Genomic DNA, 12,000 nt, shown 5'->3' on the forward strand with positions numbered 1-12,000 from the left:
AATCGAGAGGGTCGCTGTGCGGCTGGTGAGCACGCTGCGCGTGGGTAAGCCCTGCTACGCTGGGGGTAGTCTGGCTACATCAGGGGTGTGCACTCCTTCGGAGTTGTCCCGAACCACTTCGTGGTTGAAAGAGCAGGACGTTTGCGGAGGCAGTAAAAGCTAAAGAGCGAGATTGGATGTTGAAGATTGGATAGGGTGAACATACGATTTCACCTCTATTGCAGAAATTTACTTCAAGATTGCGGAAATATATTTCCGCAATAAAATGGTAGTGACTACAGTTTACTGATTACAGGAAAATGAAGCAGAACAGTCCACAAGGGAAAATGGGGACAGTCCACTGCGGTGCAGTCCCCATTTTCCCTACTTTCGAACAACCGACAACGGGTTTTACCGTCGCTCCACCAGCTGACAGCCTCACAAGCGTCTTGTTTTTTTCCCGGGCTCTCGGATCTCGACTTTTTATCAGCGTCGCAAGCCTCCGTCTTCGAGCGTCGCTCCACCAGCTGACAGCCTCGCAAGCGTCTTGTTTTTTCTCGGACTCTCGGTTCTCGGATTCTCGTGTATTCAGTTGGCACGGTTTTGTGTATAGGTAGTCGAGGCAAAAATTCCAATTTTTAGAGGAGGGGTATTAAATGAGAAAAAGAGGATTTTCACTCGTTGAACTTCTTATCGTTTTGGCGGTTATCGCTGCGTTAATCGCTACAATCACACCGGTTGCTTTGAACGCTATCAAGAAGGCACAGGCTACAAAGGTTGCACAGAACCTGAAGACACTCGCTAGCTCCTTTGAGAACAAGGCATATGTTGATGGCACAGCTCCATCATCCATTAGCGATCTTGGAAGAGATATCGACACAGCCAAGTACGGTGTTGCTTATACAGAGTCCGCCGGAGATTACACAGTCGTAGTATTCACAACAGAAGATGTCGACTTCAACACTGTTCAGGGAATCCTGAAGGATGCGGTATCTTCCGATCCAGGTACCAGTGGTTACACTTTCCTGAGTGGTGGTCTTAGCAGCACAACTGGCGGAACAGTATTCTACGAATTCAGCTTTGTAGTCTATTGATGAATTCAAGTAACAAAAAAGCCTCCCATGTGGGAGGCTTTTTGTTTGCTGCCCCCCTAGAAACTATCTTTGTTAAGGGTTGGATGTTGCATTGGCATAATTTTGCATTAATCTGCGTGAAAAATATTTAAAAAGGGGTGGCCAATATGCAAAGAATAAAAAAAGGTTTTTCACTAATCGAGTTGCTGATAGTTCTTGCGGTAATAGCCGCTGTTGCTTCTGTAATGACCACCATAGCAATAAATGCGGTAAGAGCTGCGAGGGCTACAAAGGTAGCTTACAATTTCAGAATTCTTTCTCAATCAGTAACAAACAAAATTTACATAGACAATGAAATTCCCTCCACTATAAATGAACTTGGAGAAAATATTGATACGGAGAATTACGGTGTAGCATGGAGGGGAAGTGACGGTTTCTATGAATTTGTCGTGTTCACTTCCGAAGACGTAGATATAACGACGCTTCATGAAAAACTCCTGAACGTTAGCGGAACGGTTCCGTCGGGTGATTTTACTTTCATTGCTGGCGGCAAAAGTGATTTTGATGGTATGACTGCATGTTATATCTTCCTGCTGGACGAGCAGGGTAATCCTGCGTCCATGTCTTACGGCTCTTACACCTTTGACGAAGATTTTGATATCAGCACGTTGGTGTCAGTTTATGGAAGGGACTGGGTTGCAACTGAACAGGGACTTATGCCATCAAAATGGGGCGAAGCAAGAGCAATTCTTCCCGGAGATGAAACCTGGACAGATTACACCGTAAACGTTGTTGCAACGTATTCTGAGGGTAATGGTTATGCAATATACATAAGGGCGACAGGTGAAGCTGATAACATAACCGCTTATGCTTTTCAGGTTGACCCCGGATACGGTTCCGGTGCGTTTTTAGTAAGACCTGTATATGACGGTAGGGAAAGATCGCCCATAGCAATAACATGGTTCAGAAATATCGATGATGGTTGGACCCTGCCGATAAGACCAGAAAAGCACTATATAACAATTACTGCCGAAGGTAATCACTTCACCATGACCTTCAACGGTATTGAGGTTCTTAACTTTACAGACGATAGATTCCCCAGCGGACGAGTAGGAATTAGAAAATGGCATAAGACAGATGTAGCCTTTGAAAGCATAGAGATACAGCAGAATTGATCCTAGAAGGAAAGTGCTTATCATGTACTTTGCATCTCAATTTCCAAAATTTTTTCTATCCTCTTCATAAACTTTTTTCATTTTATATGATTTAGCGATATCTCTTTCTGTCTGTCTGAAACGAATAATTCCCAAAATGATCGTAAATACGGACATTGGAATCAAACTATAACCAAAGAAAACCCAAATTGTTTCCGTTGGAAAAAGCTTTATGAGAGATAATCCAGAAACGAAGAACATGAATCCTGTTCGTACGTAGGCAAGCAGCGTTCTTTCATTAGCAAGTTTTGATCTGCTAATAGCTAAATAATCGCGAAGTATTAGCTTGTTCGTATCGAATTCTTTGCATTTTTCAATTTCTTTTTTGCTAATTTTCATTCCAATTCCCGTCCTATTTTTATATTTGCAAATGACATGAAGCATTCTCCAAAGAAACTATATCATACATTTTTCCTAACCTTAATCTCTCTTTTAGTACACTTTCTGTATAACCACTCACCAGTAAAACTAAAAAACAGGATAATCATCAAAAATACCAATGTCAACAGAGAATGACTCAGTAAATAACGAACTAATATCGAGAATGAAACAAGATTTCCTATGATAGCGAGCCATATCAGGATTAGATTGCCATGAGTTTCCTTTCGTAATCTCAAGTGTCCGATATTAACGGCTGCATAAACTAAAAGGAATGATGCGCTGCCTACCATAGCAATTTTGCTGAGGTCAAACAAATTAGCAAATAGTATAACAAGTCCGGCTGTTATAAACAAGCCCTCTATTCCTCTTCCCCAAACTTTTTTTTCGAAATACTTAGGTAATTCGCCTTCTTTAGCAATTATGTAACTAACGTTTGCTCCGCCATAAAGGGTCGCATTGATAGCTGACGCAGTTGAAAATAAAGCAGCAATAGCAATTATCGTGAACCCTATTGAGCCAAGAAAAGGTTTAGCCGCTTCGGCCAGGGCATAATCCTTTGCTCTCACAATCTCAGGCAATGGCAAATTTCCTATCACTGCCAATGACACACCAACATAGATCATAATAACAATAAAAACACTCAAGTAGAGAGCTCGAGGAAGAGTTTTAGCAGGGTCTTTCATGTCTTCTGCAGCATTTGTAATCAAACCGAACCCTTCATACGCAAGGAAAACAATCGCTGCTGCAAAAAGTATATTATTAACTGGTGGAAATCTAGAGGGAGATAATAGTTCTGGTTTTATAAAGAAAAACCCAGCAATGGCAAATAATACGAGTATTCCCACCTTTATTGTAACAATAAATAATTCCGATCTACCCACAGCCTTCGACCCAATAAAATTAACAAAGACGAATAAAAGAATAATACCTGTCGCAAATATATTCAGTAGCATTGAGGGAGCATCTGGAAAAAAAGTCAACGCATATGCTGCAAACGCTCGTGCATAAAGGGAGAGTGCCAGAATATAGCCAATCCACAGCAGAATGTTGAACCCTCCGCTTAAAATCCCACTACCAAAACTCCTGACCAGAAACTCAACAGGTCCACCAGCAGATGGATATTTTGCTCCCAATTTGGCATAAGAATACGTACTAAAAAGTGCTACGATCCCCGCGATAACAAAAGAAAGATATACAGCATTGCCTCCTATCTGGCAAGCAGTACCCAATATCGAAAATATTCCTGCCCCCACCATACCACCAACACCTATTGACACAGCAGACCAAAGTCCTATCGATTTCTTTTCACCCACAGTTATTTCCCCCTAAGTAATGCTATGGTAGTACAAATTTTAATATTTTGGTTCTCTTCTTTCAAACCTCTCTATCAACTCTCATTTTACCCTCAAAAAAAAACAACCCTGAAACGGTTCGATGATGATCCGTCTCAGGGATCCCTGGTCAGGAGGCGGGGACTTGAACCCCGGGCCTCTGGTTCCCGAAACCAGCGTTCTACCGACTGAACTACCTCCTGCCTACGTGAAATTCTATCACAGCATAAATACGATTTCAACTAACGACGTTTTCAATGAAGGCACTTCCCAGAACGATGTTGCCATCGTAAAATACCGCCAATTGCCCGGGTGTTATAGCCAGCGCCGGTTTGTCAAATTCGACTTCCACTATATTACTGAAGATTCTTATTGTTGCGCCCTGAGCCTTCATGTTGCTTCTTATCTGACACTGACACCGAAGCTCTTTTTCATCTAGATCAGCCAACCAGTTCGGTTCAATTGCTCTGAATTTTTTTCTCATCACCGCTTCTTTTGGGCCGACTACAACACGGTTTTTATCCGCATCAAGAGCTACAACATAAAGTTTTTTATCAGAAACTATTCCAAGCCCGCGACGCTGGCCAACAGTGTAAAAAGCCAACCCTTTGTGTCTACCGAGAACGTTCCCTTCCAGATCGACTATCTCACCGGGTTTAATCTCAATCCCTTCTTCAAGAAGGAACCGCCTGTAATCGTTATCTGGTATGAAGCAGAGTTCCTGGCTTTCCTTTTTTGAGTGAACTGGAAGCCCTAATTCTCTTGCTATATCCCTTATCTCTTCCTTGGTCATATTACCATTGGGGAAGATTATATACGGAAGTTTTCTTCTCTTTATCCTTGAAAGAAAATAAGCCTGGTCCTTATACTTAGCAACTCCGCGAGCAAGACTTAATCCGTACTTCGGATGCTCAACAATTCTCGCATAGTGCCCGCTGGCAAATTTTTCCATTCCGTCGCCGAAGGCTTTCTCCATGAGAGCACCAAATTTCATCAGATCATTACAACGAACACAAGGATTCGGTGTCTTTCCTGCTTGATATTCTCTTATGAAATAATCGATAATTTCTTTCCTGAAAATATCATTCAATTTTACTATCCTCAGTTCAATCCCGAGCTTGGCCGCTATTTTGTGCGTGTCGATAGTATCTGAAGGACTGCAGCAAACCTTCTTCTTTTCAGGGACAAGTTCAAATAACGTATCCGGAAGGTTCTTCATGTGATATCCGACAACATCATGCCCCTCTGCCTTTAAAATCGCAGCAGCTACCGCGCTATCGACTCCGCCGCTCAATGCCACACCTATTTTCACAAGCATCACCCGATCGATTCTAACACTCTTCTTTGTTTCAAAGGTTTCGAATAGTATAATGACTATGAGAACCTTAATTCAATGAAACCTCCCACAATATAATAAGCCTGTGCTGGATGAAAGTTTACGCTACCACAAAATAGACTGTACCGCCTTCTACCCCAGACAAGATACAGGAAATATCCACAAACAAGTTAACAAATTTTCAGCAAAGAGGTTTGAAAAATTCTTTGGAAAGAGTCAAATCTAATCATTGCCCATGAACCGTCAGGAGAGCAATTTAAACCGGGGATCCTATTGAATTCTACGTTTTACTTTTTTTGTAAACTCAAGGTGCGTAAGTCGAAATCATAATAATGTAGACTATACAAAATCAATCAGGGGAGGAAAAAGCGATGAAACGAATACTGGTTTTTGTGCTTTTGTCTCTTTCAATAATTTCATTTGGTTCTTACAAGCTGGGAATTCTGAGTTTTGAATCACCTTATTCGATTCACTTCTCTGGTCTTACCGAAGATCTCGTTTTTGCTGACGATCAGGGTCGCAGTTACCAGTTTTCTAACGTTATTGAACCAGAATTAAGCCTGAAAGCAAACAAATCCTCCGCTTTAGAATTTGGTATAGATTCTTATGATCTTCAGATAAGTGTCTGGTTTGACACTCTTGGGATCCTGGGTGCCGGACGAAACGAATTCAGGATAGGCTGGAGAAAAGGATTCTTTGAAGCCGGGATCGGTATCAGAACCCTGTTTATAAACATCACCAAACAACTGGCCTGGCGCTTAGCAGATTATTCTTACTACATGACAATAGACGGAACATTATTTGATCCCACACAAACTGAAGTCCTTTTGATTCACAGGATTAACGATTACTGTCCCGGAATTTATTTCACTGCTTATTTCGGAAATTTTTGGTTTTCCATTGCAGGCTATCCACTCGAATTTTCCTCTATTTTTGAAGAGCGTTATTTGAAGATCAGCGACGACGATAATGAAGAAAAAATCTATTACCCAGGTGGAGGTTCCTTTAGCTTTTCGAACGATGAATTCTCTTTTGCGATAGGCTGGAGCTTTAAACTCTTTTAGAACAGCCTTTTATATCCATTGATTGGAGGGGTGAGATTATGAGGAAACTGAGTCTGGTTATCTTGCTTGTTGCCCTGGCTGCGTTTGCTTTTGGAAAGACTTACGTTGTAGGAACGAGTGCTGATTTTCCGCCGTTCGAGTACGTGGAAAACGGTGAGTTCAAAGGGTTCGACATGGACCTGATAAGAGCGATAGCTGACGAAATGGGATTCAATATCAAGATTGTTGATATGAGCTTCGATTCCCTTATCGCTGCTCTCGTTTCCGGAAACCTTGACATCGTTATCGCGGGAATGACCATCACTGCGGAACGTGAAGCGGTTGTCGATTTTTCCAAACCTTATTGGACGGCTGACCAGAGCATTATAGTTAAGGAAGATTCTGACTACACAGTTACCGTTCTCTTTGGGAAGCATGATATTGGTGTTCAGACCGGTACAACCGGTGACCTGTGGGTTGAAGAGAATCTTGTAAAGACAAAGATCCTCACTGGAAAGTTCAAGAGATATGATACCTTTGTTCTTGCACTCACCGACCTTATCAACGGCAACGTGGACGCAATCGTTCTGGATTCACCGGTTGCAGAGAGGTTTGCTGAAACAAGGCCGGTGAAAATAGTTGGTATAATCGTTACCGGTGAAGAATACGGTATAGCCGTAAGAGAAGGAAACAAGGAGCTTCTAAATCTGATAAACGAAGGAATTCAACGTTTGAAGGAAAACGGAAAACTTGGAGAAATCGTTGAAAAATACTTCAAGTGATTACGAAAGGCGGTAGAGAGCTATCGAAAAGATAAACATCATTATCGAGGCTTTACCGGCTCTTCTGAACGGCACATGGATGACACTGAAATTGACCTTCTGGTCTCTGGGGTTAGGGCTGATTTTAGCCCTCCCCTTTTCTTTCGGCCAGGTTTACGGTGGAAGAATTGCAAAAGGAATCATCGTTGTGTACGAACGACTCTTTAGAAGTATTCCCCTGCTCGTAATCCTGTTTCTGATCTTCTATGGCTTTCCAAAAATAAATGTGAGGTTTTCACCCTTTACGGCCTGTATTCTGGGCCTCGGTTTAAGAAGCGCAGCGTATCAATCACAGATTTTCAGAGGAGCCATTCAATCGGTGAGTGAAACACAGATGCGTGCAGCGCGATCTCTCGGTATGTCGCGTCTTCAGGGCTTCAGACATGTTGTCCTGCCTCAAGCCCTCCGTATCGCACTACCCGGATGGACAAACGAATTCACGATTGTTCTCAAAGATTCTTCTCTGGCCTACGCGCTCGGTGTTACAGAGCTTTTGAGGCAGGGGGGCTATATCATTTCAACAAAATACGAACCGATGCTCATATACCTGAGTGTTGCTGTCATCTACCTTGTGATAACTTTAGGAATCAACCGGGGTCTGGGTACTGTGGAGAAAAAACTCGCTATCCCGGGCTTCGCAGTTAAGGAGCAGATAAGATGAGCGGTAAAACTACAAACAAACCATTATTACGGATTGAGAATCTCAAAAAGAGCTTTGGTGATAACGAGGTTTTGAAAGACATTACTTTCTCCGTGAATGAAGGGGAAACCAAGGTCATCATCGGGCCAAGCGGCACCGGGAAGAGCACCTTGCTCGCGTGTATCAACATGCTTGTCACACCGGATTCAGGAAAGATATGGTTGAAAGATGTGGAAATTACAGGCGCAAAGGATCTGAACAAAATAAGGCAAAGAATAGGGTTCGTTTTCCAGGACTTCGGATTGTTCAACCATTTAACAGCATTGCAAAATGTGATGATCGGTCTGACCAAGGTTAAAAAAATACCGAAAGATAAAGCAAGAGAGCGTGCACTTGAAGAGTTACAGCGCGTTGGGCTGGAAAAATCCGCAAATTTCTATCCAGCTCAGCTTTCTGGCGGGCAGAAGCAGAGAGTGGGAATAGCCAGAGCGCTTGCCATGGACCCTGACATCATTCTTTTTGACGAACCAACCTCCGCTCTCGATCCCGAGCTCATAGGCGAAGTCCTTGCCGTTATGAAAGACCTCGCGAGCAGCGGTATGACGATGCTCGTGGTTACCCATGAAATGGGATTTGCCAGAACAGTTTCAGATGAGATTATCTTCATGGAAAACGGGGTCATCGTGGAACAGGGGCCACCAGAAGAATTGTTCAGCAATCCTAAACACGAACGAACGAGGCAGTTCCTGTTTAAATTAACGGAGCTCTACGGGGATGGTGGCGGATGATTGAAAGAATCATAGATATAATAATAAAGTTCTGGCCTGAATTTTTAAGGGGTCTCGGTGTCACTCTCGAAATGACCCTTATCTCCGTTGTAGCGGGTTTTTTAATAGGAATACTCCTCGCTCTGGCCAGGGTTTATGGCAATGCTTTATTAAAGGGGATTGCCACGGTAATCATCGAAGTCATTCGGGGTACGCCACTGCTGGTTCAACTCTTCATTCTTTATTATGGCCTTCCGCCTTACGGTGTTTCCTTGACACCCTTGACAGCTGCCCTCATAGGATTCTCCATAAACAGCGGCGCGTACCAGGCAGAATATTTGAGAAGTGCCATAAATTCGATCCAACATACTCAAATGCTCGCCGCGCGATCTCTGGGCATGACAAAATGGCAGGCAATCTTCAATATAATTCTGCCTCAGGCCCTAAGACGGGTAATACCCGCGTGGGCCAACGAGTTCATCTACCTTTTGAAATATACTTCATTGGCTTACATCGTTGGTGCGCCAGAGCTGATGGCTAAAGCTAAGTTTATAGCCAGCAGAAACTTTCAATTTTTTGAGGTTTATCTGGTTGTTGCTTTAATTTACCTTATTGTCGTTCTTGCTTTCACGAAAATCCTGACAACGGTGGAGAAAAAAGTCCGTATACCTGGTTTAGAATGGAGTAGATAGCATATCACTGGAGGTGTCAGACTTGGTAATTATCAATGGTAACGACCTAACAGTCGAACAAGTCTACTCCGTTGCCTTTCATGGTGAAGAAGTCAGGATAGCGGAATCAACTCTTGACGAATTGAAAAAAAAGCGACTTTTTCTCGAGGAAATGCACAATAAAGATGTCATTTACGGCATTAACACTGGGTTCGGAATTCTCGCAGACAAGCGAATATCGGACGACGATCTCGAAAAGCTTCAGGTAAACATAGTCAGATCTCACGCGGCTGGTGTGGGAGAACCTCTCAAAACCGAGCTTGTAAGGGCTATCATGCTCGTTCGAGCTAACTCTCTCTGTAAAGGTTACTCTGCTGTAAGGCCGGAGGTCGTTCAACAGCTTGTCAATTTCCTGAACAAAGGCATAGTACCAATTGTACCGGAACAGGGATCTGTGGGGGCAAGCGGGGATCTCGCACCATTAGCGCACATAGCGCTAGCTTTGATCGGAGATGGAGAAGTATTCCATAATGGAAGAAAAGAAAAAGCGCTGGAAGCCATTCAAGCTGAAGGTCTTAAGCCTCTAACACTGAAAACCAAAGAAGGATTGAGCTTGCTCAATGGGACAGCCTTCATGGCTGGAATAGGCGCATGCAGCGTGCATATAGCCGAAAAGATGTTCGATAAAGCTATCCTTGTAGCCGCTATGTCGGTGGACGCCCTGATGGGAAGCACTTCTCCTTTTGATCCAAGGATTCAGGAAGCGCGACCCCATCCCGGCCAAAAATATGTTGCAAAAAAACTGAGAGAATATCTTGAAGGAAGCGAGATAAGGAGATCTCACCTTCACTGTGATAAAGTACAGGACGCGTACACCTTAAGAACCATCCCGCAGGTTTACGGCGCTGTTTACGACACCCTTCAATACGTTAAATCCGTAATTACAAGAGAAATAAATTCCGCAACAGATAATCCTCTGATTTTTGATAACGGTGACGTGATCTCCGGAGGAAACTTTCACGGGGAACCGATAGCGCTGGTACTCGATTTTCTGTCCATTGCCCTTACCGATATGGCCAACATGATGGAAAGGCGCGTCGACAGGCTCGTAAACCCAAAACTCAACAATTTTCCCGCTTTCCTTACCCGGGGCAAAGAAGGTCTGAACTCCGGCTACATGATCTGGCAATACACTGCGGCAGCGCTGGCTTCTGAGAACAAAACCCTCGCGCATCCCGCGTCGGCCGATACCATCCCCACATCCGGATTTCAGGAAGATCATGTTAGCATGGGTGCCTGGGGAGCGCGAAAGCTCTGGAAAATCCTAAAAAACTGGAGCAATATCCTGGCAATTGAAACCGTCCTCGCCTACAGGGCTCTTTCTTTCAGGAAACCAAAGAAATCCGGAAAGGCGATTGAAGGGTTTTTCAAAGAACTCTCAAATATCCTTGAAGAACACGTGGAAGACCGTTATTTCGGGAAAGAATTCGCGGATGCGAGGGATTTCTTGTTAAAATCGCAAGGACTTAAAGGGTTTTAAAGTTTCAATAAATAAATAAAAAAAGGGGGAGCAAAGCTCCCCTTTTTTGGTGCCGGAGGCGGGACTTGAACCCGCACAGGCGTAATGCCCACATGATCCTGAGTCATGCGCGTCTGCCAATTCCGCCACCCCGGCGCACAAAAATAGTTTAGCATTAACGGTTATGGGTGTCAAGACGCGCCTGATCCGCAATCCATATCCTTCTGGACATCAAAAAAACACAGCAGGATCTTTTTCAAAAAAATCTTTATCGATTCTTCTGTTATGTTGTCCGCCATGGTATATGCGCTCATGAATATTCCTCTCATGAAGGCAAACATTTCATCAAAGGGGATTTTGAATTCGTCCCTGTATCTTTCGTATGCCGCCATAAAGACCTTTCTATACTCCGAGGTTATCTCCCGATATTTGCTCCTGTCCTTTAGTCTTTCTCGGTGGAACATCGCCAATATTTTGCTCCTGTTTTCTACATCTTTTGACAGCTTTTCGGCAAGCAATTCGAGGAATTCCTTAAGGTTTTTGGACATCTCAAGTGCGTATCTGGCGCCATCCACAAATTCCTCGAAGATCCTGAGAGCAACGGCGTCAAGAATTTCTTCCTTTGATGAAAAATAAACGTATATTGTCCCTTTGCCAACCTTCGCGTCTTTAGCGATCTCGCTTATTGAAACATTAGCGTATCCTTTCTCGGCAAAGAGTTTCTCTGCGCTTTTGAGGATTCTGTCTTTCTTATCTTCCTTCTTTATTTGCACTTACCACACTCCTCCAAGAACCAATCCGTTAATACCTGGAACGACAAATATATCACTTATGAGACTGTCATCACAAAACGATTTTACTACTTTATGAGCCACATACGCCACAACAGAGGATATCACAGAATCAACGATCAGGTTTTCAACCCGAAAATCTCCATTGAATGCAAGGTACACGTGCTTTGCAATCACTCCGCCAATCACCGTTCCAACAACAGCACCTGTTTCTATGGCATCCGCCATTGTGGTTGAGAAGGGAGAGAATATATCATCTGAAACGAACCCCATCTTATTCATTATGATGAGAGCTGGCACCGCCAAATTCTCACCGATATAAGCGCCAGCAGATGAACCAACTGCCGACAGCCCCGCCAGCACAGGGCTATAATCCAACGAAAACGCAAGAACTGACATGACCAAAATAAATAATACCAGCATTTTTCTCATAT

The 12,000-nt window shown here is 43.4% G+C and carries 13 protein-coding genes and 2 tRNA genes; 8 read left to right on the forward strand and 7 right to left on the reverse strand.

Going from position 1 to position 12,000, the window contains the following annotated elements:
* Positions 1–635: 635 nt before the first annotated feature.
* Both KOLE_RS00605 and KOLE_RS11300 read left to right on the forward strand, forming a co-directional pair.
* A complete protein-coding gene (locus KOLE_RS00605; RefSeq protein WP_012744631.1) occupies positions 636–1,073 on the forward strand; it encodes a type II secretion system protein in 438 nt (145 codons plus the stop codon).
* Between the two features lie 146 nt (positions 1,074–1,219).
* Positions 1,220–2,227 (forward strand): 3-keto-alpha-glucoside-1,2-lyase-like domain-containing protein, encoded by a 1,008-nt coding sequence (locus tag KOLE_RS11300; RefSeq protein ID WP_012744632.1) that lies wholly within the window; start codon positions 1,220–1,222, stop codon positions 2,225–2,227.
* A 36-nt stretch (positions 2,228–2,263) separates the two neighbouring features.
* Here the strand turns inward: KOLE_RS11300 and KOLE_RS00615 are convergent, their stop codons facing one another.
* From KOLE_RS00615 to mnmA, 4 genes are all read right to left on the reverse strand, one after another.
* The gene (locus KOLE_RS00615) at positions 2,264–2,605 is read right to left on the reverse strand and encodes a DUF202 domain-containing protein (RefSeq protein WP_012744633.1); all 342 of its coding nucleotides are present in this window, start codon (positions 2,603–2,605) and stop codon (positions 2,264–2,266) included.
* Positions 2,606–2,667: 62 nt separating this feature from the next.
* Positions 2,668–3,960: an APC family permease gene (locus KOLE_RS00620; RefSeq protein ID WP_012744634.1), complete on the reverse strand. Its 1,293-nt coding sequence runs from the start codon at positions 3,958–3,960 to the stop codon at positions 2,668–2,670.
* Between the two features lie 145 nt (positions 3,961–4,105).
* A tRNA-Pro gene (locus tag KOLE_RS00625) sits at positions 4,106–4,181 on the reverse strand.
* 35 nt (positions 4,182–4,216) lie between these two features.
* Complete coding sequence (mnmA, locus tag KOLE_RS00630; protein WP_012744635.1) at positions 4,217–5,296, reverse strand: tRNA 2-thiouridine(34) synthase MnmA; 1,080 nt, start codon at positions 5,294–5,296, stop codon at positions 4,217–4,219.
* A gap of 389 nt (positions 5,297–5,685) precedes the next feature.
* On the opposite strand from mnmA, the gene KOLE_RS00635 reads away from it, so the two are divergent.
* From KOLE_RS00635 to hutH, 6 genes are read left to right on the forward strand one after another with little or no spacing between them, the layout of a single operon-like run.
* The gene (locus tag KOLE_RS00635; RefSeq protein ID WP_012744636.1) at positions 5,686–6,378 is read left to right on the forward strand and encodes a hypothetical protein; all 693 of its coding nucleotides are present in this window, start codon (positions 5,686–5,688) and stop codon (positions 6,376–6,378) included.
* Positions 6,379–6,416: 38 nt separating this feature from the next.
* Complete coding sequence (locus KOLE_RS00640; RefSeq protein WP_012744637.1) at positions 6,417–7,139, forward strand: basic amino acid ABC transporter substrate-binding protein; 723 nt, start codon at positions 6,417–6,419, stop codon at positions 7,137–7,139.
* 22 nt (positions 7,140–7,161) lie between these two features.
* On the forward strand, positions 7,162–7,839 hold the full coding sequence (locus tag KOLE_RS00645; protein ID WP_083763166.1) for an amino acid ABC transporter permease: 678 nt from the start codon (positions 7,162–7,164) through the stop codon (positions 7,837–7,839).
* Positions 7,836–8,606 (forward strand): amino acid ABC transporter ATP-binding protein, encoded by a 771-nt coding sequence (locus KOLE_RS00650; protein ID WP_012744639.1) that lies wholly within the window; start codon positions 7,836–7,838, stop codon positions 8,604–8,606. Before KOLE_RS00645 ends, KOLE_RS00650 begins: the two co-directional genes overlap by 4 nt.
* A complete protein-coding gene (locus tag KOLE_RS00655; RefSeq protein ID WP_012744640.1) occupies positions 8,603–9,277 on the forward strand; it encodes an amino acid ABC transporter permease in 675 nt (224 codons plus the stop codon). Before KOLE_RS00650 ends, KOLE_RS00655 begins: the two co-directional genes overlap by 4 nt.
* A 22-nt stretch (positions 9,278–9,299) precedes the next feature.
* Positions 9,300–10,796 carry a histidine ammonia-lyase gene (gene hutH / locus KOLE_RS00660; RefSeq protein ID WP_012744641.1) on the forward strand — a complete coding sequence of 499 codons (1,497 nt, stop codon included), beginning with the start codon at positions 9,300–9,302 and terminating at the stop codon, positions 10,794–10,796.
* A 47-nt stretch (positions 10,797–10,843) separates the two neighbouring features.
* Here hutH and KOLE_RS00665 read toward each other — a convergent pair.
* The 3 genes from KOLE_RS00665 to KOLE_RS00675 all read right to left on the reverse strand — a co-directional run bounded on the left by KOLE_RS00665 (position 10,844) and on the right by KOLE_RS00675 (position 11,998).
* Positions 10,844–10,931 (reverse strand) — tRNA-Leu (locus tag KOLE_RS00665).
* Positions 10,932–10,966: 35 nt separating this feature from the next.
* Positions 10,967–11,548 (reverse strand): TetR/AcrR family transcriptional regulator, encoded by a 582-nt coding sequence (locus KOLE_RS00670; RefSeq protein ID WP_012744642.1) that lies wholly within the window; start codon positions 11,546–11,548, stop codon positions 10,967–10,969.
* Entirely contained in the window at positions 11,549–11,998 is a 450-nt protein-coding gene (locus KOLE_RS00675) for a hypothetical protein (RefSeq protein WP_012744643.1), read from the reverse strand. It abuts the gene before it with no gap.
* Between the last annotated feature and the right edge of the window lie 2 nt (positions 11,999–12,000).

This window comes from Kosmotoga olearia TBF 19.5.1, from assembly GCF_000023325.1.
GTDB classification, from domain to species: Bacteria; Thermotogota; Thermotogae; order Petrotogales; family Kosmotogaceae; genus Kosmotoga; species Kosmotoga olearia.

Bases quoted from the DNA above. Each gene is read 5' to 3' on its own strand.
- KOLE_RS00615 (WP_012744633.1), bottom strand. From the start codon at position 2,605: ATGAAAATTAGCAAAAAAGAAATTGAAAAATGCAAAGAATTCGATACG.
- KOLE_RS00655 (WP_012744640.1), top strand. From the start codon at position 8,603: ATGATTGAAAGAATCATAGATATAATAATAAAGTTCTGGCCTGAATTT.
- KOLE_RS00605 (WP_012744631.1), top strand. From the start codon at position 636: ATGAGAAAAAGAGGATTTTCACTCGTTGAACTTCTTATCGTTTTGGCG.
- KOLE_RS00650 (WP_012744639.1), top strand. From the start codon at position 7,836: ATGAGCGGTAAAACTACAAACAAACCATTATTACGGATTGAGAATCTC.
- KOLE_RS00640 (WP_012744637.1), top strand. From the start codon at position 6,417: ATGAGGAAACTGAGTCTGGTTATCTTGCTTGTTGCCCTGGCTGCGTTT.
- KOLE_RS11300 (WP_012744632.1), top strand. From the start codon at position 1,220: ATGCAAAGAATAAAAAAAGGTTTTTCACTAATCGAGTTGCTGATAGTT.
- mnmA (WP_012744635.1), bottom strand. From the start codon at position 5,296: ATGCTTGTGAAAATAGGTGTGGCATTGAGCGGCGGAGTCGATAGCGCG.
- KOLE_RS00635 (WP_012744636.1), top strand. From the start codon at position 5,686: ATGAAACGAATACTGGTTTTTGTGCTTTTGTCTCTTTCAATAATTTCA.
- KOLE_RS00675 (WP_012744643.1), bottom strand. From the start codon at position 11,998: ATGAGAAAAATGCTGGTATTATTTATTTTGGTCATGTCAGTTCTTGCG.